We start from the raw sequence: 25,041 nt of genomic DNA on the forward strand, positions 1-25,041 counted from the left end.
ATCGTTCGCTCTTTCTACTGACTCCCTCAGTTTCAGTCCAACATATCGGTTCATTCAAGTTCATCAAGCGATTTGGTCATAAAGCAACTGCATGGATCGGCTTTATAATCGGCAAAAGGCTCGCAGTAGTGAAAGCCAAATTTTGTATACAGATTTCTCGCGGGCTTGAAAAACGCTTGCGTTCCTGTTTCTAAACTGGCTTTTCGGTATCCCTGCGCTTTGGCTGTGGTTAGAACGTGAGTCAACAGCTCACTGGCGACCCCAGACTTTCTCGCCTTGTTTGAGGTTCTCATCGATTTTAGTTCTATGTGCTCTGGAGTGAGCGTTTTCATGGCTAAGCAGCCTTGCAATTCATCACCCAACCAACTGCTAAAAAACGTAATTTGTGGGGATTTTAAGGCATTGACATCCAAAGCATGCACATTCTCAGGTGGTGAATTGGCGTACATATCAGCCAAGTGTTGTTCGAGTAACTCGATAACTTGTCCGCCAGAGAGATCGTCTATTTTGATGTCCATATGTTGAGTTTCCTGCGTTGTATTGGCGTTGATGTGGTTTGGGTCAGCGCGGGTTACACAACGTTAATCAATCGACCAAGTTTTGCTCATACTGCTGTTGAATACTTGGGTAACAGAGTCATAGTGTGACGTCGCATAGCAATGCCTAGGTGAACATAAGGTCACGGCTGGGTATCTTCAGATTTAGAAAGTGAAAAGCTGCCATCGTCGTTTTGAGTCCAAATAACAATGTCACCAGTACTCCAACCTAGTTCCTCTAAATATTGTTGCGGGATTTCAAGGTAATGCTCACCTTCATCAGTGACCTTAATTGGGACTATCATCTGTTTAACCTCATTGAAAAACAATAAATTAGCATTTCCCAATATAGTTGTATTATGAATATCTAGTCAAACAAACATTTTATAGAATGGGTAAAATGATGCAGTAACAACATTACAAGAAAAGGCTAAAAACAGCACAAAGCTTATTATTTGAACTTTACCAATGTATTGCTAATATTAGATTCATTGAACGATATTAGGTATGAGTACACTGATTAACACGTTGTGAACATGGATTTGATATCTAAAGAAAAGGAGCCACGTAATGATTAACTTAACTAATACTCGTCAAAACAGCGATAGAAACGAGCTCAAACAAGACATCTTCGAGCTAAGACAATCCATCAAAAAATTCAGGCTTTTGACTCTGTGTTTTTTTGCCCCTTTGGCCGCTATTTCAATCGTTTACCTCTTGTTTTATTAACGAGTACAGGTGGGGCAATTTTAAATGGGCATTAGTGGGTCATTTTGACATCTGTGCTGACACCCTTTCTTAACAAAGATGCCATGCAGCAACACATCGCCCAAATATCCGCTATCACTGAGCCAGGACGACATGCTGTTGTCATTATGGATGGGGCTGGTTGGCACACGAACGATATCGCAAAACCCTTCCCAAATATCAGTTTTGTTAAGCTTCCGCCTTACTCACCAGAGCTCAATTCACTCGAGCAAGTCTGGAGTGGATGAGACAACATCATTTAGCGAATGTCGCTTTCGACAATTATCATGACATTGTCGTAACCAAGTGAAAAGCGGTAATACTCTCAAGGTGCTTGCCATAACCAGTGTCGGACCCTGCCTATGCTGCTGTTTTACTAACCCTATGCATTCCCACGCAGGAGCATGGGAACGAGATCAACGGAGAAAGTATAAAACAGTCTATAACAGTGTGAGATAGTGGAATACAGTCTCAGCACATGACCTGTGTTTCACTGTGTTAAGCGCAGCGGACTGTGTCAAACTGTTATTTACTGTCTTGAAAAAGCGATCTTATTCTACAAACACAAAAAAAGCCTGACTCATCTGAGTCAGGCTTTTTGAATAGTGGCGGAGAGATAGGGATTTGAACCCTAGAACCGCTATTAACGGTTGCCGGTTTTCAAGACCGGTGCTTTCGACCACTCAGCCATCTCTCCACAAATTGTTCACAATATAAAGTCTTACCTTACGCGCTTTAGCTTGTGTTTGTTTTCGATTTAGTAAAATAAGAAGACAATTTTTGCCTTTAGATTTTTTCTAAAAATCTGAAAACGAAATAAAAGCCTGGCGATGTCCTACTCTCACATGGGGAAGCCCCACACTACCATCGGCGCAATTTTGTTTCACTTCTGAGTTCGGCATGGAGTCAGGTGGGTCCAAAATGCTATGGTCGCCAAGCAAAATATGGCGTTATCTTGCCGTCAGGCAAGATAACTAAATCTGGAAAGCTGTTTTGTGCTCTCGACACAATCAAGTTTCTTATCGAGTCCGATAAAAACCCTTTAGGTGTTGTATGGTTAAGTCTCACGGGCAATTAGTACAGGTTAGCTCAACGCCTCACAACGCTTACACACCCTGCCTATCAACGTTCTAGTCTCGAACAACCCTTTAGGACGCTTAAAGCGCCAGGGAGAACTCATCTCAAGGCTCGCTTCCCGCTTAGATGCTTTCAGCGGTTATCGATTCCGAACTTAGCTACCGGGCAATGCGTCTGGCGACACAACCCGAACACCAGAGGTTCGTCCACTCCGGTCCTCTCGTACTAGGAGCAGCCCCTTTCAATTCTCCAACGCCCACGGCAGATAGGGACCGAACTGTCTCACGACGTTCTAAACCCAGCTCGCGTACCACTTTAAATGGCGAACAGCCATACCCTTGGGACCGACTTCAGCCCCAGGATGTGATGAGCCGACATCGAGGTGCCAAACACCGCCGTCGATATGAACTCTTGGGCGGTATCAGCCTGTTATCCCCGGAGTACCTTTTATCCGTTGAGCGATGGCCCTTCCATTCAGAACCACCGGATCACTATGACCTGCTTTCGCACCTGCTCGAACCGTCATTCTCGCAGTTAAGCGGGCTTATGCCATTGCACTAACCTCACGATGTCCAACCGTGATTAGCCCACCTTCGTGCTCCTCCGTTACACTTTGGGAGGAGACCGCCCCAGTCAAACTACCCACCAGGCACTGTCCTCACCCCAGATAATGGGGCTAAGTTAGAACATCAACACTACAAGGGTGGTATTTCAAGGATGGCTCCACATGAACTGGCGCCCATGCATCAAAGCCTCCCACCTATCCTACACATGTAGGGTCAATGTTCAGTGCCAAGCTGTAGTAAAGGTTCACGGGGTCTTTCCGTCTAGCCGCGGGTACACTGCATCTTCACAGCGATTTCAATTTCACTGAGTCTCGGGTGGAGACAGCGTGGCCATCATTACGCCATTCGTGCAGGTCGGAACTTACCCGACAAGGAATTTCGCTACCTTAGGACCGTTATAGTTACGGCCGCCGTTTACCGGGGCTTCGATCAAGAGCGTCGACCTAAGTCTAACCCCATCAATTAACCTTCCGGCACCGGGCAGGCGTCACACCGTATACGTCATCTTACGATTTTGCACAGTGCTGTGTTTTTAATAAACAGTTGCAGCCACCTGGTATCTGCGACTCCTAATAGCTCCATCCGCAAGGGACTTCACCGTCAAGAGCGTACCTTCTCCCGAAGTTACGGTACCATTTTGCCTAGTTCCTTCACCCGAGTTCTCTCAAGCGCCTTGGTATTCTCTACCCGACCACCTGTGTCGGTTTGGGGTACGATTGCTTATAATCTGAAGCTTAGAGGCTTTTCCTGGAAGCATGGCATCAATGACTTCATCACCGTAGTGACTCGACGTCGTGTCTCGGCCTAATAAGGAACCGGATTTACCTAATTCCTTAGCCTACGCACTTGAACCTGGACAACCATCGCCAGGCCCACCTAGCCTTCTCCGTCCCCCCATCGCAATTATAAGCAGTACGGGAATATTAACCCGTTTCCCATCGACTACGCTTTTCAGCCTCGCCTTAGGGGTCGACTTACCCTGCCCCGATTAACGTTGGACAGGAACCCTTGGTCTTCCGGCGTGGAGGTTTTTCACCCCCATTATCGTTACTCATGTCAGCATTCGCACTTCTGATACCTCCAGCAAGCTTTACAACTCACCTTCAACGGCTTACAGAACGCTCCCCTACCCAATACAGTAAACTGTATTGCCGCAGCTTCGGTTTATAGCTTAGCCCCGTTACATCTTCCGCGCAGGCCGACTCGACTAGTGAGCTATTACGCTTTCTTTAAATGATGGCTGCTTCTAAGCCAACATCCTAGCTGTCTAAGCCTTCCCACATCGTTTCCCACTTAGCTATAATTTGGGACCTTAGCTGGCGGTCTGGGTTGTTTCCCTCTCCACGACGGACGTTAGCACCCGCCGTGTGTCTCCCGGATAGTACTTACTGGTATTCGGAGTTTGCAAAGGGTTGGTAAGTCGGGATGACCCCCTAGCCTTAACAGTGCTCTACCCCCAGTAGTATTCGTCCGAGGCGCTACCTAAATAGCTTTCGGGGAGAACCAGCTATCTCCAGGTTTGATTGGCCTTTCACCCCTAGCCACAAGTCATCCGCTAATTTTTCAACATTAGTCGGTTCGGTCCTCCAATTGATGTTACTCAATCTTCAACCTGCCCATGGCTAGATCACCTGGTTTCGGGTCTATATCCAGAGACTGAGCGCCCAGTTAAGACTCGGTTTCCCTACGGCTCCCCTAAACGGTTAACCTTGCCACTGAATATAAGTCGCTGACCCATTATACAAAAGGTACGCAGTCACAGGACAAAGCCTGCTCCTACTGCTTGTACGTACACGGTTTCAGGTTCTATTTCACTCCCCTCACAGGGGTTCTTTTCGCCTTTCCCTCACGGTACTGGTTCACTATCGGTCAGTCAGGAGTATTTAGCCTTGGAGGATGGTCCCCCCATGTTCAGACAGGATATCACGTGTCCCGCCTTACTCGATTTCACTGAATATGCGCTGCCGGTTACGGGGCTATCACCCTGTATCGCGTGCCTTTCCAGACACTTCACCTGACGCATAAAAAGCTTAAGGGCTAATCCGGTTTCGCTCGCCGCTACTTCCAGAATCTCGGTTGATTTCTTTTCCTCGGGGTACTTAGATGTTTCAGTTCCCCCGGTTCGCCTCATTGTGCTATGAATTCACACAATGATAACTGCTTATGCAGCTGGGTTTCCCCATTCGGAAATCGTAGACTCAAGTGGCTCTTACTGCCTTATCTACGCTTATCGCAAGTTAGTACGTCCTTCATCGCCTCTGACTGCCAAGGCATCCACCGTGTACGCTTAATCACTTAACCATACAACCCAAAAGAGTCTTTTGAGTTGATGAATCAACTAATTAAGGTGTGTTCGTGTTTTTATACATGTCACGAACTCGATATTGCCGGACTCAATTTTGAAAACATATCGCTATGCTTTCCCAAGAACACTTGATTGTGTGTTGGTTATCTCTTTAAAGAGATAATTGAGAACTTTTACAAACAATCTCTATTGAGATTGTTTTGTCAGCTTTCCAAATTGTTAAAGAGCAATGTTTTCTTTACAAAAACACTTTTTAAAGACTTTCAGGCGGTAAAAATCCAAACCAGCAACAAAAGTTTGTGTGGTTTGGATATCCGTGCCAAAAATATTTAAAGAGTGGTGGGCGATACCGGGCTCGAACCAGTGACCCCCTGCTTGTAAGGCAGGTGCTCTCCCAACTGAGCTAATCGCCCATATTGATTCTGCTTTAAGTCAGAACAATAGGTGTTTCCTGTGAAAGGAAATGGTGGGTCGTGCAGGATTCGAACCTGCGACCAATTGATTAAAAGTCAACTGCTCTACCAACTGAGCTAACGACCCAACTTTTCTTGTTTACCGCCTTGTGGCCATAAACAGTAAAGTGGTATCCCGTAGGGGAGTCGAACCCCTGTTACCGCCGTGAAAGGGCGGTGTCCTAGGCCTCTAGACGAACGGGACACTATGCGAAACATATGGGAATGCTTCTTTGAACTCTTTTCTAAACGCTACCAATCTGTGTGAGCACACATCAAAGACAATCTTTCGTATAAGGAGGTGATCCAGCCCCAGGTTCCCCTAGGGCTACCTTGTTACGACTTCACCCCAGTCATGAACCACAAAGTGGTGAGCGTCCCCCCGAAGGTTAAACTACCCACTTCTTTTGCAGCCCACTCCCATGGTGTGACGGGCGGTGTGTACAAGGCCCGGGAACGTATTCACCGTGGCATTCTGATCCACGATTACTAGCGATTCCGACTTCATGGAGTCGAGTTGCAGACTCCAATCCGGACTACGACGCACTTTTTGGGATTCGCTCACTTTCGCAAGTTGGCTGCCCTCTGTATGCGCCATTGTAGCACGTGTGTAGCCCTACTCGTAAGGGCCATGATGACTTGACGTCGTCCCCACCTTCCTCCGGTTTATCACCGGCAGTCTCCCTGGAGTTCCCACCCGAAGTGCTGGCAAACAAGGATAAGGGTTGCGCTCGTTGCGGGACTTAACCCAACATTTCACAACACGAGCTGACGACAGCCATGCAGCACCTGTCTCATAGTTCCCGAAGGCACCAAAGCATCTCTGCTAAGTTCTATGGATGTCAAGAGTAGGTAAGGTTCTTCGCGTTGCATCGAATTAAACCACATGCTCCACCGCTTGTGCGGGCCCCCGTCAATTCATTTGAGTTTTAATCTTGCGACCGTACTCCCCAGGCGGTCTACTTAACGCGTTAGCTCCGAAAGCCACGGCTCAAGGCCACAACCTCCAAGTAGACATCGTTTACAGCGTGGACTACCAGGGTATCTAATCCTGTTTGCTCCCCACGCTTTCGCATCTGAGTGTCAGTATCTGTCCAGGGGGCCGCCTTCGCCACCGGTATTCCTTCAGATCTCTACGCATTTCACCGCTACACCTGAAATTCTACCCCCCTCTACAGTACTCTAGCCTGCCAGTTTCAAATGCTATTCCGAGGTTGAGCCCCGGGCTTTCACATCTGACTTAACAAACCACCTGCATGCGCTTTACGCCCAGTAATTCCGATTAACGCTCGCACCCTCCGTATTACCGCGGCTGCTGGCACGGAGTTAGCCGGTGCTTCTTCTGCAGCTAACGTCAAAGAACTAGGCTATTAACCTAATTCCCTTCCTCACTGCTGAAAGTACTTTACAACCCGAAGGCCTTCTTCATACACGCGGCATGGCTGCATCAGGCTTGCGCCCATTGTGCAATATTCCCCACTGCTGCCTCCCGTAGGAGTCTGGACCGTGTCTCAGTTCCAGTGTGGCTGATCATCCTCTCAGACCAGCTAGGGATCGTCGCCTTGGTGAGCCATTACCTCACCAACTAGCTAATCCCACCTGGGCATATCCTGACGCGAGAGGCCCGAAGGTCCCCCTCTTTACTCCGAAGAGATTATGCGGTATTAGCCATCGTTTCCAATGGTTATCCCCCACATCAGGGCAATTTCCCAGGCATTACTCACCCGTCCGCCGCTCGACGCCGTTATCGTCCCCCGAAGGTTCAGATAACTCGTTTCCGCTCGACTTGCATGTGTTAGGCCTGCCGCCAGCGTTCAATCTGAGCCATGATCAAACTCTTCAATTAAAGTTTTTGTGCTCTTTCGAGCGGCTCAATGAATACTGATTACATTCTTTATTCGTTGCCGAATAAGGACTGTGAATTGACTGTGCCAAGTCTTTCGACTCGTTTGGTCACTCAGTTCATTGAAACCAATGTAATTCCTAAGAATCTATTGATTATCATCAACGAGTGCCCACACAGATTGATAGTGTTTAAATTGTTAAAGAGCTTTGCTTCAAGGCTGTTTGCCTGTCAACGGAGGCGAATTATAGAGAACTCAGTTTGGAGTGCAAGTGTTTTTTTAATAAAAGATTTCGTTTGAACGAAATTTATACAACCCTAGCTTTTTTAGCCGTATTTAGCGCTAGGCAGAGCCCTATCCGGTATTTATACTTTGTGCTATCACTTATAAGAGACACACAATACTATGCGAACTTTTGTTTTACGCGCGCGCTCTGCCCCAACCAACAGTCAAATGCTGCTCGACGGGGTTGGTAACGAAATCCATTCTGAAATTATTGCTCATACCTTGATGAACGCGATGTTTGTTGCTCAATCTCATCGCCAAGACGTCATCGTACACGTGGTATTAGAAAGCACGAAAGACTTTTCTCGTACCGTGACTTTTGACATCAATACCATGTCCAATATCAACGGTTTTCACGAAAACGCTTTATTAACGAAAGTCGCTAAAGCGCTCGATGCTTCTCAAGGCATGACCAAGGAGCAATCTAGAACCGTAGAGCCAGGGCTAAGCGTTAGAACCATCAGCTTTGAACATCTCATTCAAGAACTCGCGCAAAGTCACCAGCTGTATATGATGGATAAAAAGGGCGATGCGATCAGTGATGTAGAGATTGCGGACAACCCATGCTTCCTGTTAACCGATCACATTCCAATGCCGAAAAAAAGCTTTAATACCTTAAAAAGGCTCGGTACTGAAAAAATCAGCTTGGGCTCGACTATGCTGTTTGCTTCGCAATGTGTGGTGCTAATCCATCATGAGCTCGACAAATACCAATAACCAATCCAACACAGGGCAAAAAATGAAAATACACTTTAACAGTGAAGACGCCGCCCAAGTTTGTGTCGGTGCTTTCGCTCTAGCCGTCCCCATCTCTTTTTCAGAAGAAGCGTGGCACTTAGGAGAAACTCTGCCTGTGCTCAATATGGGTTTACTGTTATTGCTTGCCCTGTCTTTTCTTGCTGTCTTTGCCTATCAAAGTGTCTTTCAGGCCAATATTCGTGGTCGCATTATCGTATTTGTACTACGAATTTTGCTGGCGTATTTCATCACTTGTCTTGTGGTTGCTTGCGTTCTATTTGCATTGGATAAGCTGCCCTTACTCGATGACCCATGGGTTGCACTTAAACGCATGATTGTCGTGTCAATGCCTGCCTCGATGGGCGCCATCGTCGTCGATAGCTTTGACAAAGAGTAATCATCACCGCGCCTGTAAAAAGAAAAACATTAGGGTAACAGGCGTTTTATGTGCTCTAAAGCGTTCATAATTTCAACTTTGTCGTACTGGGTTTGAGAACGCTGAGCACAACTTTGCCTAACTTCTAAACTCACGGGTAACACTTTGCTTACCGGTAACATGTCACCTGACATTCCTTGCTCTTGTGCTTGGGTGTTAATGGCCAATTTTACCGCTTGTCGGCCTAATTGACGAAAATCTTGCTTAACGGTGGTTAAAGGCGGAGAAAAAAACTGACTGTCTTGAATGCCATCAAAACCAACCACAGACACCATTTGAGGTACCTTAATTCCAAACTCAGACAAGGCACACAGTACCCCTAATGCCATCTGATCATTGCCGACCAAGACAGCGTCAAATGATTCCCCCTTGAGCAGCGCCGTTTTAATGGCATGGTAACCACTCTGCGCTTGCCAATCCCCTTCATAACAGGCCACCAGCGTAAGTCCGTGCGTATGAATTTGTGTTTGCCACTCATTGAGTCGAATCCTGGCTGCTGTCGAGGCTTTCGGCCCAGAAATACACAAAAAGGCTTTGTGATCTTGAGCAATTAAATGTGATATCGCTAACTGCGCCCCCGCTTTGTGATCGCAATTGACTTGATTAACCGCCGCCTCCTCTGGGACATCAATAAAAACGAATGTGAGCTGAGCAAATTGTTCAACCAAACTTTCCGCGATTTCTCGTGAAGAAGGCGCATTCACGATCACTAGCTCCACTTGTTGTGCAATAAGCTCACGGACCGCAGAGCGATATTCGTCAATCGAATTGTCACTCAGCACCGCTAGCGCCGTGGCATAATCCATATCATGCGCTTGATGGCGAATCCCATTGGTGATCAAGGCCACCCCGTGTAACGAGATATCTAAAGAAACAATACCAATAATGCGAGATTGCGCTCGGCTTAGCATTTGTGCGCCTTTATTAGGCACGTAACCCAACTGTTTAATCGCCGCATTCACCCGCTGCCGAGTCTCTTCAGCCACATTGTCGGCACCATTGGTTACTCGTGACACCGTCTGCGTCGACACCCCCGCGAGCTTTGCCACCTCTTTAAACGTTACTGCCACACTGACTCCCTCTTTTCCTTTGAGTTTTCACTCACCCTTCTACCTCGCTTTACTTTAACAAATCCCCTTTGTACCTCCTGTGAACAATGTCATAAAAACACCAATTTATGTTTTCGAGAACAATTGATCTGGCCGACATAAAACTCAGGATTAATGAGATTAAAATCACACTATAATTAATTTTTAATCACAAAATAAATCAACACGATCCATGATTCAGCCAAATTTTGTTTTCGAGAACAGAGAGCCAAATGAAGAAGATTATTCATTTAACTTCCCAACACCACAGCCTGATCATCAAAGTCGATCGGGTACCAGAAATTCTGCATTGGGGAGTCAAGATCGCCCAAATCGATGACGATCTTATGCTGGCGACAGAACGCCCGATCTCACAAGCACGACTCGATGTCGATGTGCCCTTGTCACTATGCCCAGAACTGGGCAGCGGTCACTTCAATGCTCCGGGTATTGAAGGTCACCGAAATGGCGAAGATTGGGCTCCGGTTTTTAACACCCACTCAATAGAGCATGATGACCACAGTGCCACCTTTGTCCTAAAAGACGATATCGCACAACTGGAACTCATCATCGACATTAAGATCGATGATCAAAGTGACGTGGTCCAAAAACGCATTACCGTCATCAATAAATCCAGCAGTGACTACTTGCTTGGCAAACTGTCTTCAACGCTCACGCTGCCTAATCATGCCAGTGAACTGATGACGTTTCACGGCCGTTGGTGTCATGAGTTTCAAACCCAACGCTTGCGTTTCGAACACGGTGGCTTTATGCAAGAAAACCGTCGTGGTCGCACGTCTCATGAAAATTTTCCGGGGCTATTTGCCGGCACGACTGGGTTTAGTGAACAGCAGGGTCAAGTTTGGGGCTTTCACCTCGGCTGGAGTGGCAACCACCAATTGCGTGCGGATGTTCGCAGTGATGGTCGTCGCTTTGTTCAAGCTGGAGAATTATTGCTCTCTGGTGAACAGCGTCTCAAAAGTAATGAACGCTATCAAACCCCTTGGCTATACGGCACATACAGTCAAACGGGTCTCAATGGTATTTCTGAGCGATTCCATCAATACGTACGTTCTCATATTCTCAAATTTCCTAACGACCGTCCTCGTCCTGTTCACCTCAACACATGGGAAGGGATCTATTTTGATCATCAACCCGATTACATCATGCAAATGGCCACCGAAGCAGCAGAAATGGGAGTCGAGCGGTTTATTATTGACGATGGTTGGTTTATTGGTCGCAATGGCGAACGCACGGCACTCGGCGATTGGTATCTAGACGAAACCAAATACCCTAATGGACTGGAACCCGTCATTGAACACGTAAATAGCCAAGGAATGGAGTTTGGTCTCTGGGTTGAGCCCGAAATGGTCAGCCAAGACTCTAATCTGTATCGCCAGCACCCAGAATGGGTCTTGGGCTTACCAGGTTATCAGCAACCATCAGGGCGTTGGCAGTACGTTCTCGACTTGCAAAACCCCGCGTGTTTTAACTACTTATTTGAGCGTCTTGATGCGTTGTTAAGCACTTATAACATCGGCTATTTGAAATGGGACATGAACCGTGAACTGGTGCAACCCGGCCACCAAGGCAAGCCTGCTGTGCACGGCCAAACCAAAGCCCTATATCGATTACTTGATGACTTACAACAAGCCCATCCAAACGTCGAGATCGAGTCCTGCTCTTCCGGTGGTGGTCGAATTGATTTTGAAATCCTCAAGCGCACACACCGCTTTTGGGCATCAGATTGTAATGATGCCCTTGAGCGTCAAACGATTCAGCGTGGCATGAGCTACTTTTTCCCGCCAGAAGTCATGGGCGCGCATATTGGCCCTGCAGAATGCCACTCAACCAATCGACGTCATGCCATTAATATGCGGGGAGTGACTGCACTCGGCGGCCACATGGGCGTGGAGCTTGATCCTGTCAAAGAGAGTCTAGAAGAAAAACAGGCTTTTGCTCACTACATTCAACTGCACAAGCAATATCGTCACTTATTGCACTCAGGGAGAGCATTTCGAATCGATCCGGCCGACCACAACCAACACATTTACGGCGTCACGAATGAAAATGAAATGCTGATCACCGTTTGCCAATTGGCAATGCCGAATCACGCTTTGCCTTCACCGCTTCGCGTGAGTTGTGCTGACGAGCAAGCACGCTATGAAGTCAAGATTGTCGAAATGCCCGAAACCAGCTTTCAGCTTATGAAACAAAGACCGAAGTGGTTGGGCCAAACCTTACAACTCAGCGGGGATAACTTAAAACACATTGGCGTGACTTTGCCCATTCTGGATCCAGAATCTGCACTGATCATTCACTTGAAAAAGATTTAACACTGTTCGGATACTTCTGGCTACCAGGGCAATGACCCCATAAAACAACCAATATAAGCCCGAAGTATCCCCCCTGCTCTTATTTACTTAATCCAATAGATATAGGCAACGCTAGATTGCCAAACGTGTAAAGGAAAACAAAATGTCTATTACAGTATTACTCTCGTTTTTGCTGTTTACAGGCTTCGTTGTCATGTTCACCTACAACAAAGTCAAAAACGATAAGAACACCTCCAAAGAAGGTTTTTTTCTTGGCGGCCGTAGCCTAACCGGTGGCCTTATTGCCAGTTCGCTCATATTAACCAACCTCAGTGCCACGAGTTTTGTTGGCATGAGCGGACAATCTTACACCCACAACATGAGTGTCATGGGCTGGGAAGTCGCCTCTGGCGTCACCTTGGTCATGATTGCCCTGATGCTGGTCCCGCGTTATCTCAAACAAGGCATCACGACCATCCCAGACTTCTTAGAAAGTCGCTATGACATGTCGGTGAAAAAGTTTGTCACTTTGCTATTTCTATGCCAGTACGTGATCAATATTTTGCCCACCACCCTTTACGCTGGCGCGGTTGTTTTGGGCGAAATCTTTGATGTACAGAGTCTATTGGGTATTTCAGAGTTCAGCTCGATTGCCTTAATTTCCGTGACCATTGGCTTGTTGGGTTTCTTTTACGCCATTTATGGTGGCCTCAAGGCCGTGGTTATCGCCGATACGATTAATGGTGTTGGCCTCATTATCGGCGGCTTAATGATTCCGGTATTTGGTTTAATCGCCTTGGGTGATGGCCACTTTATGACAGGCTTAGACGTGTTACTGACCGCGGCGCCAGAAAAACTGCAATCCGTCGGTAAAGAGAGCGATCCACTGCCATTTTCGACTTTATTTACCGGTTTATTATTGGTCAACCTCTACTACTGGGGTACCGACCAATCCATCATCCAACGCGCACTCGGAGCGAAAAACCTAAAAGAAGGTCAAAAAGGGGTGATCTTAGCTGGCGCGATTAAAGTCATTTCGCCGTTGTTCTTAATTATTCCAGGTATCATTGCGTTTCATATGTTTGGCGCTAACGCAGGTAACCCGGACACCATGTACACGCGTTTAGTCAACGAAGTTCTCCCCAAAACTTTGGTGGGCTTCTTTGTCGCCGTCATGTTTGGCGCCATCCTCAGCACCTTTAACGGCGTGCTCAACAGCTCAACCACCCTGTTTGCCCTTAATGTTTACAAGCCGCTGTTCGGTGCAGGTAAAACTGACCAAGAGCTCGTTGCTAAGGGGCGTGTTTTCGGCATTATTATCGCCATCATTTCAATGTGTATTGCCCCATTCATTCTTTACGCACCAGAAGGACTATTTCAATACCTTCAAATGGTGGCGGGCTTTTTCAGTGTGCCTATCTTTACCATTGTTTTTGTCGGTTATATTTCCAAACGTGTTCCAGCAATAGCAGCCAAAGTGGCATTGGTTGTCTTTGTTAGCGCCTATGCGGCCATGCAATTAATCTTTGATACGCCTATCCACTTCCTTCATCAATTAGCCATTTTATTTGTCGTGTGTACCGTACTGATGTTTGCCATCGGTCACTTTAAACCACGGGCCAGTGACTACGTTATGCCGATCAATAAAAATATTGATATCACCCCTTGGGCTTTCCGTTTTGAAGCATCTGCGGTGATTATCTATATGGTACTTGGCGCTTATGTAATGTTCTCCGATGCCGGTTTCGTCTCCAATGACCCTACTATCATGCAGGTTTACGGCTTCTGCGGCTTAATTTTACTCATTGGCGTCATATCTAACTACGTCAGAAAAACAAAAAAACACAACACGATACCAAAAGGCCAAAACGCCTAAAAATACGGCTTAACCGCGGTTATTGTTGGGTTTTCCCCCAGCAATAACCCGACACCTAACGGGTAATTACGTTGCAAATAACAACCATTTTATCTCGTAATATCAATAAAAAGGTAAATATTATGACGACTTTAGTCACGGGTGGTTTGGGATATATCGGCAGCCACACTTGCGTACAAATGATACAGGCGGGCATGGAGCCCATCATTATCGATAATTTGTGCAACGCCAATAAAGAAGTCCTTAATCGCATCGCATCATTGACGGGCAAGCAACCGACTTTCTATCAGGGTGACGTTCGAGATGAGGCTTTTTTAGATTCAGTTTTTGCCAAACATGACATCAAATCCGTCATTCACTTTGCTGGGTTGAAAGCGGTTGGGGAATCAGTCGAGAAACCACTGGAATACTATGATAACAACGTCACTGGTTCATTAGTACTCGCCACCAGCATGCGCAAAGCCGGAGTCAAAAGCTTGGTCTTTAGTTCTTCTGCGACTGTCTATGGCGACCCAACTACTGTGCCTATCACGGAAGACTCGCCAACCGGCGCCACCACCAACCCATACGGGCGCAGTAAATACATCGTTGAGCAATGCTTAAGCGATTTATTCAACGCTGAAAATGATTGGAGCGTGACATTATTGCGCTATTTTAATCCGGTCGGCGCTCACCCATCTGGCACCTTAGGCGAGGATCCCAAAGGTTTACCCAATAATTTAATGCCATTTATTGCTCAAGTCGCCGTCGGTCGCCGCGAAAGCCTCTCCGTATTTGGCAATGACTACCCGACCGTCGATGGCACCGGCGTGCGTGATTATATCCACGTAATGGATTTGGCTGACGGTCACATCGCCGCCCTCAATGCCATGAGTCAACAAGCTGGGCTGCACATCTACAACCTAGGTACCGGCAATGGCACCAGCGTCCTTGAAATGGTCGATGCCTTTGCCAGCGCATGTGGCAAACCCATCCCGTATCAGATTTGTCCACGCCGAGCCGGTGATATAGCCCAATGCTGGGCCAGTACCGAAAAAGCAAAACGCGATCTTCAATGGCAAGCAACGCGCAGTATCAAAGACATGACGGCGGACACCTGGAAATGGCAGTCCATGAACCCCAATGGCTATCGATAACCTTAACAGTATCGAGCCTCATTTGTGCCTAAAGAAAGAATTGAGTAAACAAGATGTCGAATATGAAATTTAACCCTGTCGATCACCCCCATCGTCGCTACAACCCACTCACTGGGCAGTGGGTGTTAGTTTCTCCTCACCGCGCAAAGCGTCCGTGGAGTGGCGCAGACGAAAAGCCGTCTAATAACGACCTTCCTCGCTACGACCAAGGCTGTTTTTTGTGTCCCGGTAACACGCGAATTTCTGGTGATATTAATCCTGATTACACTGGCACCTACGTATTTCAAAATGACTTTGCCGCTTTAATGGAGGCCTCTCCAGATGCTCCACCATCGAAGCACCCTCTGTTTAAAACTCAAGGCGTTCGCGGCCTAAGTCGCGTGATCTGTTTTTCTCCCGATCACAGTAAAACGTTACCTGAGTTGCCTGTTTCAGGTATTCGCCAAGTCATCGATACCTGGAATGAACAAATTGAGCAGCTCGGTCAAGATTACATTTGGGTTCAGGCCTTTGAAAATAAAGGTGAAGCCATGGGCTGCTCACAACCTCACCCACACGGACAAATTTGGGCCAACAGTTTCCTCCCCAATGAAATAGAGCGAAAAGACCAGCACCTTAAAGCGTACTATCAAGAATACGGTACCAATTTACTGGTCGATTACGTACAAGCCGAGCTCAAAGATAGGTCGCGTCTTGTCGTCGAAACAGCGCATTGGGTCGCCTTGGTTCCTTATTGGGCTGCGTGGCCCTTTGAAACCATGTTACTGCCCAAAAACCACGCACGTCGCATGAGTGAGCTTTCCATCGCACAGAGCGATGACTTGGCCGTAGCCATTAAAAAGCTCACCAGTCGCTACGACAACTTATTTCAGTGCTCTTTTCCCTATTCAATGGGCTGGCATTATGCGCCCTTTTTTGAGCAAGACACAGAGGTTAACCACTGGCAATTACACGCCTTGTTTTATCCGCCATTATTGCGCAGTGCAACGGTTCGCAAATTTATGGTCGGTTATGAAATGCTGGCCGAGAGCCAACGCGACCTTACCGCTGAGCAAGCGGCAGAAAAACTGCGCGCCGTCAGTGATGTGCATTACAAAGAACAACATTCGCAATAACCCAGGACGCGCAACACGATCACTTTTCTGTTCCTAACCTTATTGAGGATGGCTAAACCTTTGTTAGGAACAGTCTTAGAACCATGAACAAGAGAGCAACCAATGTCTGATTTAATCCAAACGGTCAACACGGCTTTTGAACAGATTTTCAATTATTCACCAAGCCACTTTATCCAAGCACCGGGACGGGTCAACCTTATCGGTGAGCATACCGATTATAACGATGGCTTTGTATTGCCTTGTGCCATTAACTACCAAACCTTAGTGGCGGCGGCGAAGCGTAACGACAGCAAAGTACGGGTCATCTCCGTCGATTATGGTAATGAGATCGATGAATTTGATCTCCATGAAACGATCCTCTTTCAAGCGGATAAAATGTGGGCAAACTATGTTCGCGGTGTAATTAAGTGCCTAATGGATCGCGGATACACACTGGCCGGTGTCGATATCGCGATCAGTGGTAATGTTCCTCAAGGCGCGGGGTTAAGCTCGTCGGCCGCTTTAGAAGTCGTGATTGGACAAACCTTTAAAGCGCTGTGCGATTTGAGCATCAGCCAAGCCGATATTGCCCTTAATGGCCAACAAGCAGAAAATGACTTCGTCGGTTGTAACTGCGGTATTATGGACCAAATGATCTCAGCCAAAGGCCAAAAAAACCATGCCTTGTTACTCGATTGTCGCAGCTTAGAAACCGAAGCGATTCCCATGCCAAAAGACATGGCGGTGATGATCATCAATTCCAATAAAAAGCGGGGGTTGGTCGACAGCGAATACAACACCCGTCGTGAGCAATGTGAAGAAGCAGCGCGGCTTTTGGGCGTCAATGCGCTGCGCGACATCACCATCGATGAATTTAATCAAAACCGCTCGAAATTAACAGAAGTGGTCGCGAAGCGCGCTCACCATGTGATCAGCGAAAATCATCGCGTTCTCGACGCCACTCAAGCACTGCGTGAACACAATATGAAACGCATCGGTGAATTAATGGCCCAATCACACCGTTCCATGCGCGATGACTTTGAAATTACCGTCAAAGAGATCGATCTACTGGTCGATATTGTCCAAGAAACGATTGGTACTCAAGGTGGCGTACGCATGACTGGCGGCGGTTTTGGCGGTTGTATCGTTGCGATCGTGCCGCAAGATTTAGTCCCACAAGTCATCGAACAAGTGGCCAATCAATATCAAGCACAAACCGGTTTAAAAGAGTCGATTTACCTGTGCCATGCCGTCCAAGGCGCTGGGCTTGTCACCACTCCTTAATCCTTTCTCTTACGAAATACGGCAGGTATCAAAACGTATGATGCCTGCCGTCCAACATTTACTGACGCCCAAGTGCACTCTATACTCAAATAAGGGTTCACAAACGAAAGTAAAAGCCATGCTAACATTAGCCGGATTGGATCATATTGTCCTGAGAACCACGCAACGCGCAGCGATGTTGACGTTTTACTGCGAGGTATTAGGTTGCCAGATTGAAAGGGAACGCCCCGAACTCGGTCTCACCCAACTTCGAGCAGGCAACGCATTGATTGATCTGGTCGATGTCGACTCAGAGCTTGGCAAGCTCGGCGGGCAAGCACCACAGCAAAATGGCCGTAATCTCGACCATTTTTGTCTGCAATATCACCCACAAAGTGAAGAAGCGATATTGCAGTATTTAGCCTCTTTTGGTTTTCACGAGATCACTTTCGCCAATCGCTACGGCGCCCAAGGTTATGGACGCTCACTCTATATCAACGACCCAGAGCACAACGTGGTTGAACTTAAACCTTACCTGCCTTCATCATCGCCGGTGAACGCCAACGAGACCGCTTAACAGGGCGAGCCTGCAATTCAGGTTGTAGCCACCACTTTTTCAGGTTCGCACTTTGAGAGTGAACCTTTTCACCGATCATGGGGGTCAAAATCGCTTGTGATTGCAACAACGCAACACGGCACAAATCATTAATCGGCTCGTCCCACTGATGAGTAAATAACTCAAAAGTGGCCCAGTGAATGGGCAAAAGCTTTTTGGCATCGAGATCAAGCGCAGCACGAACCGTGTGACTGGCCTGCATATGACCGCAGTTTTCAACACAATACCCTCGGTCTTTTTTGACATCAGCCGCCACTTCAATCGCGGCAATGTCAAAGGGGCCATATCGCAGGCCAATTTCGGCAAAGTGTTTATCGTAAGCGCTGTCACCACTAAAGTAGAAACGCTCTCGCTTGCCGATTAACACCCAAGAAGCCCATAGCGTTGAATTTGAATCCCAACCATAGCGACCAGAGTTGTGATTAGCCGGTGTGCACGCCAAAGTCACACCTTGATACTGTGTTTCTTGCCACCAATCGAGCTCTTCAATACGAGTTGGTTTCACGCCCCAGCGTTGTAAATACTTACCCACCCCTAGTGGGACAATAAAATGGGTGTCGGTATCGCGATAATATTCAATCGTGGTTTTTTCTAAGTGATCGTAATGATCATGAGAAATCAGCACCACCTTCGGAACCGGGAGATCTTCGCGTTGAATCGGCGTAGAGACATTGCGCTCAAACCAAGGTTTGGCCACTTTGGGTGACGCATAAGAAAAGACAGGATCGGTGAGTACCGAGATACCATCAATCTCAACCCACATGGTTGAGTGCCCCAACCAAGTGACTTGTAGCGATTGAGACGGGTGAGAAAAATCGCTTTTTTGACGTGCTTGGTATGGCAATGTCACCTGAGGCTGTAATTGCTTACGTCCACCTAAATAGCTCCAAACAAACTGACGTTTGCTTTGAGGTGACGGGACATGTGGCATGCGGTTAATCACACGACCTTGATGAAATTGAGGGGATAATTCGATGCGCTTTTTACGTAGTTCAGCATGCGTTGGAACGATATTTGTAGAATGATCGATAGTTGCAGAAATGGTGGTCTTACTCATAATACCTATACCTCGATTTGCTTGGGTATTATGCTAAAAACCAATCGTGTCGATTTGATGAAAAAAACGCCATGTTCAATGACCGTTTGATGACACAGGCTCACCAACCCACTCTTTGCCCGTTTTATTCGATGATCGCGGCCTTTTTTGATTAAAACCCATTACTAGCCCTGATTGTCATTATGATTAACGAACTGTTTGAGTGAACGTTTAATCCATTTTTTTACCGACTGCGCCCAAAATGATCTGGATAGACCATTGAAATGCAACAAATCGGGTATAATGCATGGCAATATTGGCTACCATAGTAAACACATGTTCTTAGATCCTTATTTTTCACAATCAAATCAAAACTTTAACTTCACTCGTCAACAAGCAAGCCACTTTGCTAAGAAAGTTGCCGGTGACTTTAACCCGATTCACGATGAAGACAACAAGCGTTTTTGTGTCCCTGGCGATTTGTTATTCGGCGTTTTGCTGACTCAACAAGGCATCAGCCAAAAAATGCGTTTTGACTTCAACGGTATGGTCGGTGACGGTGTGGATTTGAGCATTGAAAATAAGTGTGACAAAGAAAGTGCCGTCGTCGATGCCAATGGCAAAGAGTACTTACACATGAGTTGCGAAGGTGAAACCAGTTTTAATCAAGATTTGATTGAGTATGTGGTAACCAATTACGTTCAATTTTCTGGCAAGAACTTTCCCCATATCATGGTGCCATTGATGGAAGAGCAACAGATGATGATCAACTGTCAGCGTCCATTAGTGATCTACGAAAGTATGGAAGTCGAATTTGACCGCCTAGACCTGACTCATCCCGACGTTCAATTCACCGGCGCGTCTTTTGACGTAGAAGGCAAACGAGGTGTGGTCACGCTCAATTTCGAATTCACCGATCACGGCATTCAAATTGGCCGTGGCACTAAGAGAATGGTCGCCAGCGGTCTTAAGCCTTACGACCAAGACGCGATTGACGAATTGGTAGAACGCTTTAACCAAAGAAAACAACACTTCCTTACCCAGTTCGCGACCGAAGCCGCTTAATCTCCAGCGCGATGTCCCCAAGTTTGGATTGATAAAGCGTCTCATGAATAATGAGGCGCTTTTTAATTACGGTAAACAACAGGCTCAGTCAGCGCATCCATTGAGTCAATAAGCGCCTTTATTTTCCCCATACCAGTCTTTAACTTTGTTCTTTAGCCGCGAATCCCCCCTTTATCACTCGGCGGTCCTGTCGATTTTTGTGATTTAACCATGCGATTGTCAGTGATTTCACACAACCTTGAAACGCTGACTTTGCCTTTACTCAAGCTTGACGCATCCTGCGTTTTCTTTAACTCATCAATGACTCAAGACACCATGAAACGGCCGACAATAGCCCTACAAAAACGAACACCTTAGTATTGAAAGGGGTACTACGATGAAAAATAAAACCGTTTTAACATTAACCGCAACCGCAGTGGCTTTATTTCTAGCGGGTTGTAACGACCAAAAAGAAGAGACTGTGGCTGTATCAGAAGACAGTGCCGCACAACTTGAAACCTCGGGCTTAGAAGGCAGTCAAGACCTTCAAACCATTGAAACCGCACAGCCAACCACAGATAATGCGACTTTAGCGCAAGAAAAGACTTGGCAAGGCGTGTACCACGGTATTTTGCCATGTGCTGATTGTGAAGGACAAGAAACGCAATTAATGCTCAATGGTGATGAGTCCTTTGAAATGACGGTAACTTACCTTGGTAAAAATGAAGAGCCATCAACCACAACAGGTAAACTGCAGTGGAATGAGCAAAACACCAAAGTGATGCTGATGGACAGCCAAGGCCAACAAGTCGGTCACTATGCGGTTAGCCAAGGAACTCTCACCCAACTCGATAATAATGGTGAGCCGATCAAAGGCGATCTTGCGGCCCAGTACACACTGAAAAAAGAACCGATGGGCATGGAAGAGTAATCTCCTTCCTTTCGCTAATAACGTCAACCATTCAAACGCCAGTGTTAATCACTGGCGTTTTTATTCTTAATTAAGGCAAAAGCGTGTTCGCCATCCAGTGGTTTGGCAAAGTAATACCCTTGAATCACATCACAGGCCAGTGTGCTCAAAAAATCAACCTGGGCTTTACTCTCTACTCCTTCGACCACAATGGTGAGCTTCATATTTTGCGCTAACTGGACGATGGTCCTCACCATCTTAATTTTCTCTTCATCACCGGGGAGCCCATCAATGAAACTCTTATCAATTTTTAAGCTATCCCAAGGGCATTTCGCGATATAAGACAGTGAAGAATAACCCGTACCAAAATCATCTATCGCCAGAGAAACTCCCGAACGTTTGATCTCATCCAATTTTGATAACACAGAATGCTCCCCTTCCAATACCGCAGACTCGGTCAACTCGAGTTGTAAGGCCTCAGCAGGTAAGCCCGACATCGCCAGTGCTTTTGCGACTTGCTCGGCAAAATCGCCAACTTGCAGCTGCAAAGAAGACAAGTTCACCGACAATTTTATCGCTTGTAAACCTTGCTGCTGCCATTGTTTCATTACACAGCATGACTCATAGAGCACCCAATCCCCCAAACGCCGGATAAGGCCACTTTCTTCAGCGATGGGAATAAACTCAGCAGGTGATATTTTTCCGAGTTCACTGTCGGTCCACCGAACCAAGGCTTCTACGCCCACAAAACGCTTTTCAATCAGCGAATACTGAGGTTGAAATACAATTGACAGTGCTTGTTGATCTAAGGCTTTTTTGAGCTGGGTAGTAATCAGCAATTTTCTCGCACTGCGCTGACTTAAACTCTCTTCATAACGCCCTAAGCTGCCGCGTACGTTTCTTTTTGCGGCGTACAAACCGGCGTCTGCCTCGTGGATCAAGTTTCGATATTCCCCTTCTTGTTGCACGCTAAGCCCCAATGTCGCTGAAACATAAACTTGCGTGCTATTGTCGATCATCACAACGTGCTCAAACAATCGCTGAACTTGATGAGCAAACGACAAGGCATGTTGTTCATCACCACTGGCAATCAGGATGGTAAACTCATCGCCCCCGACACGGCATAACACACTTTGGCGATATTCTGGCTGTTGACACAGCGACAGTAAGCGACTGGCGATACACTGTAATACGATATCGCCACCGCCGTGGCCAAAGCTATCATTAATGGTTTTAAATCTGTCTATATCAATGGCGAGTAATGTTGCGGGTAAGCCGGACAATTGCGCGATTTCCCTATCTAACACCCGCCGGTTAGCTAAGCCTGTCAAAGGATCGTGCTTGGCAAGGTGATCCAATTTTTGGTGTGCTTCTTTCAAGTTTTGAATATTCACCAAGGATAAGACCAAACGCTCAGTTAACCCGTCGATAGCTTGCTCAACCTGGATGGCTAACAGCCCAAATCGTTGACTGCCGCGATGAATTTCCACCTCACCACGCCAGTAGTTTATTAACGGCTTAAAGCAAACCGGTTCACCTTGATGATAAAACACCTCATTGATGTTTTTTGTTTGCGAAGACAGGGCGACCTGGCTGTAAAAAGCGGGATTAGCTTTTATCAACTCCCCGTTTTTATCGATGATCGCGAGGCCTTCGATACTGTTTTGAAAAATATAATCGGCTTGTTGCAAACTTTTTTCTTTTTCAACCAAGCGACGCTGTAAATGATCCGAAGACATGAACAAGCGACGCCAAGAAGCGGTGCCACTGGCCAAATAAGTTAAAAAGGCCTCTCGACGAAACAGCGCAAAAAAGAATAATACCGCGGCATAACTCAATGCAGTCACAAATTTACCCGACAAGCCGCCAATCACAATGGCAATAATTTCCGGCGTAAACCCAAACGCAATAAGGGGAAAGAGCACCCCATCTAAACAAAGTACCGCAACAAACAAAACAATATACAAAGCCAGCGAAAGCAATGAGGACAACGCCAAACGCTTAATAAAGTCAAAACACAGCAATAGAACAAAGAGCTCACTGATGATCAGTACCCCGCCCAGCACAATAAAGGGGACGGAAATACTAAATACCTCAATCGGTGTGTTGTGGACATTGACAATAGACTCAGACGACAACATGGTGGTGATTAACATTGACGTCAACACATTAAACAGATCAATAAAAATAACCAAACGAATAATTTGTCTTAATAAGGTGACGTCTTTTTCGAGCCACACCAACAGCACTGACGTCATCATAAACGCGCCGTAACAGAGATTACCCGCTGACACATGAATACTGTCGGTTAAAGGGAGCGAATAAATATTGCCAAGATATCCACCCACAAAAAGAATTAATGAAAGGTAAATATAGAAATTAACTCGGCGTAAATGATCCGTTTGGAAGGTAAAATACAACGGAAAAAGTGAAAATAAGCCAACTTGAGCGAAAAACAGTAGCCACATTGTCAAAAGCCCTCAATTATTATTAACGTCAGCATAAATTGAAAAAAGCCTTTTTACCACTGGCAATTACGCAACTGATTTCATCCTATCTGATGACTTTAATTATAAAAAAAATCCAATACTGTATTCAGCATTGGATTTGATAAGCCACTTCGCTGTCCCTTATTTCAGACTCATGGCCTTTTCGTACACCACGTGCGAATAAGCATTAACGGGTTCTTTGGTTATCACAGGCGCAGATTCACTACTCAACAGGATATCGACCGTTCGTTGATAAGCCATTGGATCAAGGTAACCAATGTTACTCTCACCGCTGTTGAGCAACTTCGCGACTTCTTTCATCATACGAACTTGGTGCTCGTAAGTTTGTGCTCCGGTGTCATCGTATTCAAGAATGATTTCTGCCGTTTCTTCTGGATGGTTTGCAGCCCACTCCCACCCCTTCAGTGAAGCACTTAAAAATTTGGCATAGGTTTCTACTGTTTTCGGGTCTTTGAGGTTATCTTCTAGGGTATAAAGCCCATCCTCTAAAGTGGCTACGCCTTGATCTTCGTATTTAAACAACGAGATCTCATCCGTTGTTAAACCACCATCTAAGACCTGATGGTATTCGTTATATGTCATGGTTGACACACAATCGGCCTGACCTTGAAAAATGGGGTCAACGTTAAAGCCTTGCTTCAATACGGTAACGCCTTGGTCCCCACCTGTCGTCTCATACCCTAACTTAGACATCCAACTTAAAAAAGGGTATTCATTGCCGTAAAACCACACCCCTAATGTTTTCCCAGAAAAATCCTTTGAGGTTAAAATCCCACTTGATTTTAAACACGTTAACATCATCCCTGATTTCGCGAAGGTCTGACTAATGTTCACCAGTGGCAAGCCCTTTTCTCGCGTTGCTAATGCCGAAGGCATCCAATCGACAATGATGTCCGCTCCGCCTCCCGCCAAGGTTTGTGCCGGTGAAATATCAGGGCCGCCTGGCTTTATGATGACATTGAGATCCTCGTCTTTGTAAAACCCCTTATTTAACGCAACGTAATAACCCGCAAATTGCGCTTGCGTTACCCACTTGAGTTGCAAAGTGACTTTTTCTGCCGCGTAAACACTGAAACACGACGTGACTGTGACTGCACTTGTCAATAAAGAAACCATGTGCTTTTTCATTTATACCTCCAATGTATAAAAGTAATTAACGTATGTGGT

At 46.4% G+C, this 25,041-nt stretch carries 17 protein-coding genes, 4 tRNA genes, 3 rRNA genes and 1 pseudogene; 12 read left to right on the forward strand and 13 right to left on the reverse strand.

The genetic code is table 11. The features are described 5' to 3' along the window. Positions 1-50: 50 nt before the first annotated feature. Both AB0763_RS14500 and AB0763_RS14505 read right to left on the reverse strand, forming a co-directional pair. On the reverse strand, positions 51-518 hold the full coding sequence (locus tag AB0763_RS14500) for a GNAT family N-acetyltransferase (RefSeq protein ID WP_306099897.1): 468 nt from the start codon (positions 516-518) through the stop codon (positions 51-53). Positions 519-679: 161 nt separating this feature from the next. Next, entirely contained in the window at positions 680-841 is a 162-nt protein-coding gene (locus tag AB0763_RS14505) for a hypothetical protein (RefSeq protein WP_306099898.1), read from the reverse strand. 265 nt (positions 842-1,106) lie between these two features. Here AB0763_RS14505 and AB0763_RS14510 point away from each other — a divergent pair, with 265 nt between their 5' ends. After that, a complete protein-coding gene (locus AB0763_RS14510; RefSeq protein ID WP_306099899.1) occupies positions 1,107-1,265 on the forward strand; it encodes a hypothetical protein in 159 nt (52 codons plus the stop codon). Positions 1,266-1,315: 50 nt separating this feature from the next. Continuing rightward, positions 1,316-1,581 (forward strand): annotated as a pseudogene (locus AB0763_RS14515) (transposase); the annotation flags it as partial. Positions 1,582-1,889: 308 nt separating this feature from the next. Here AB0763_RS14515 and AB0763_RS14520 read toward each other — a convergent pair. The 7 genes from AB0763_RS14520 to AB0763_RS14550 form a co-directional block, all read right to left on the reverse strand. After that, a tRNA-Ser gene (locus tag AB0763_RS14520) sits at positions 1,890-1,980 on the reverse strand. Between the two features lie 125 nt (positions 1,981-2,105). Further along, positions 2,106-2,221: ribosomal RNA gene (rrf, locus tag AB0763_RS14525) — 5S ribosomal RNA — on the reverse strand. Positions 2,222-2,336: 115 nt separating this feature from the next. Then, a 23S ribosomal RNA gene (locus AB0763_RS14530) occupies positions 2,337-5,227 on the reverse strand. Between the two features lie 341 nt (positions 5,228-5,568). Then, positions 5,569-5,644 (reverse strand) — tRNA-Val (locus AB0763_RS14535). Between the two features lie 51 nt (positions 5,645-5,695). Further along, positions 5,696-5,771: transfer RNA gene (locus AB0763_RS14540), tRNA-Lys, on the reverse strand. A gap of 41 nt (positions 5,772-5,812) precedes the next feature. Continuing rightward, positions 5,813-5,888, reverse strand: a tRNA-Glu gene (locus AB0763_RS14545). An 89-nt stretch (positions 5,889-5,977) separates the two neighbouring features. Then, positions 5,978-7,529, reverse strand: a 16S ribosomal RNA gene (locus AB0763_RS14550). Together the 16S, 23S and 5S rRNA genes with 4 tRNA genes alongside form the textbook arrangement of a ribosomal RNA operon. Positions 7,530-7,932: 403 nt before the next feature. Here AB0763_RS14550 and trmY point away from each other — a divergent pair. Then, a complete protein-coding gene (trmY, locus tag AB0763_RS14555; protein ID WP_306099162.1) occupies positions 7,933-8,529 on the forward strand; it encodes a tRNA (pseudouridine(54)-N(1))-methyltransferase TrmY in 597 nt (198 codons plus the stop codon). 22 nt (positions 8,530-8,551) lie between these two features. Further along, positions 8,552-8,947, forward strand: coding sequence for a DUF2391 family protein (locus AB0763_RS14560; RefSeq protein WP_306099373.1), 396 nt, complete (start codon positions 8,552-8,554; stop codon positions 8,945-8,947). A 29-nt stretch (positions 8,948-8,976) separates the two neighbouring features. Here AB0763_RS14560 and AB0763_RS14565 read toward each other — a convergent pair whose 3' ends face one another. Then, entirely contained in the window at positions 8,977-10,056 is a 1,080-nt protein-coding gene (locus AB0763_RS14565) for a LacI family DNA-binding transcriptional regulator (RefSeq protein ID WP_306099163.1), read from the reverse strand. 251 nt (positions 10,057-10,307) lie between these two features. Between AB0763_RS14565 and AB0763_RS14570 the strand changes: the two genes are divergently transcribed. The 6 genes from AB0763_RS14570 (at position 10,308) to AB0763_RS14595 (ending at position 18,335) form a co-directional block, all read left to right on the forward strand. Beyond that, positions 10,308-12,410 carry an alpha-galactosidase gene (locus AB0763_RS14570; RefSeq protein ID WP_306099164.1) on the forward strand — a complete coding sequence of 701 codons (2,103 nt, stop codon included), beginning with the start codon at positions 10,308-10,310 and terminating at the stop codon, positions 12,408-12,410. 142 nt (positions 12,411-12,552) lie between these two features. Beyond that, positions 12,553-14,265 carry a solute:sodium symporter family transporter gene (locus tag AB0763_RS14575; RefSeq protein ID WP_306099165.1) on the forward strand — a complete coding sequence of 571 codons (1,713 nt, stop codon included), beginning with the start codon at positions 12,553-12,555 and terminating at the stop codon, positions 14,263-14,265. Positions 14,266-14,387: 122 nt separating this feature from the next. Continuing rightward, complete coding sequence (gene galE, locus AB0763_RS14580) at positions 14,388-15,401, forward strand: UDP-glucose 4-epimerase GalE (RefSeq protein ID WP_306099166.1); 1,014 nt, start codon at positions 14,388-14,390, stop codon at positions 15,399-15,401. 53 nt (positions 15,402-15,454) lie between these two features. Continuing rightward, a complete protein-coding gene (locus AB0763_RS14585) occupies positions 15,455-16,516 on the forward strand; it encodes a UDP-glucose--hexose-1-phosphate uridylyltransferase (RefSeq protein ID WP_306099167.1) in 1,062 nt (353 codons plus the stop codon). A gap of 102 nt (positions 16,517-16,618) precedes the next feature. Continuing rightward, entirely contained in the window at positions 16,619-17,779 is a 1,161-nt protein-coding gene (gene galK / locus AB0763_RS14590) for a galactokinase (RefSeq protein ID WP_306099168.1), read from the forward strand. 118 nt (positions 17,780-17,897) lie between these two features. Next, on the forward strand, positions 17,898-18,335 hold the full coding sequence (locus tag AB0763_RS14595) for a VOC family protein (RefSeq protein WP_306099169.1): 438 nt from the start codon (positions 17,898-17,900) through the stop codon (positions 18,333-18,335). Here AB0763_RS14595 and AB0763_RS14600 read toward each other — a convergent pair. Continuing rightward, positions 18,283-19,431 carry an MBL fold metallo-hydrolase gene (locus AB0763_RS14600; protein ID WP_306099170.1) on the reverse strand — a complete coding sequence of 383 codons (1,149 nt, stop codon included), beginning with the start codon at positions 19,429-19,431 and terminating at the stop codon, positions 18,283-18,285. The two genes, AB0763_RS14595 and AB0763_RS14600, sit on opposite strands and share 53 nt — an antisense overlap. Positions 19,432-19,746: 315 nt before the next feature. Between AB0763_RS14600 and AB0763_RS14605 the strand changes: the two genes are divergently transcribed. Both AB0763_RS14605 and AB0763_RS14610 read left to right on the forward strand, forming a co-directional pair. Further along, positions 19,747-20,475 carry a DUF3581 domain-containing protein gene (locus AB0763_RS14605; RefSeq protein WP_306099171.1) on the forward strand — a complete coding sequence of 243 codons (729 nt, stop codon included), beginning with the start codon at positions 19,747-19,749 and terminating at the stop codon, positions 20,473-20,475. A gap of 376 nt (positions 20,476-20,851) precedes the next feature. Next, positions 20,852-21,385: a copper resistance protein NlpE gene (locus AB0763_RS14610; protein ID WP_306099172.1), complete on the forward strand. Its 534-nt coding sequence runs from the start codon at positions 20,852-20,854 to the stop codon at positions 21,383-21,385. A gap of 44 nt (positions 21,386-21,429) precedes the next feature. On the opposite strand, the gene AB0763_RS14615 is transcribed toward AB0763_RS14610, so the two are convergent. Then, positions 21,430-23,832, reverse strand: a complete 2,403-nt coding sequence (locus tag AB0763_RS14615) for a putative bifunctional diguanylate cyclase/phosphodiesterase (protein WP_368644275.1) — start codon at positions 23,830-23,832, stop codon at positions 21,430-21,432. Between the two features lie 162 nt (positions 23,833-23,994). Further along, complete coding sequence (locus tag AB0763_RS14620; RefSeq protein ID WP_306099175.1) at positions 23,995-25,002, reverse strand: ABC transporter substrate-binding protein; 1,008 nt, start codon at positions 25,000-25,002, stop codon at positions 23,995-23,997. Positions 25,003-25,041: the final 39 nt, after the last annotated feature.

This window comes from Vibrio sp. HB236076 (assembly GCF_040957575.1).
Classification (GTDB): Bacteria; Pseudomonadota; Gammaproteobacteria; order Enterobacterales; family Vibrionaceae; genus Vibrio.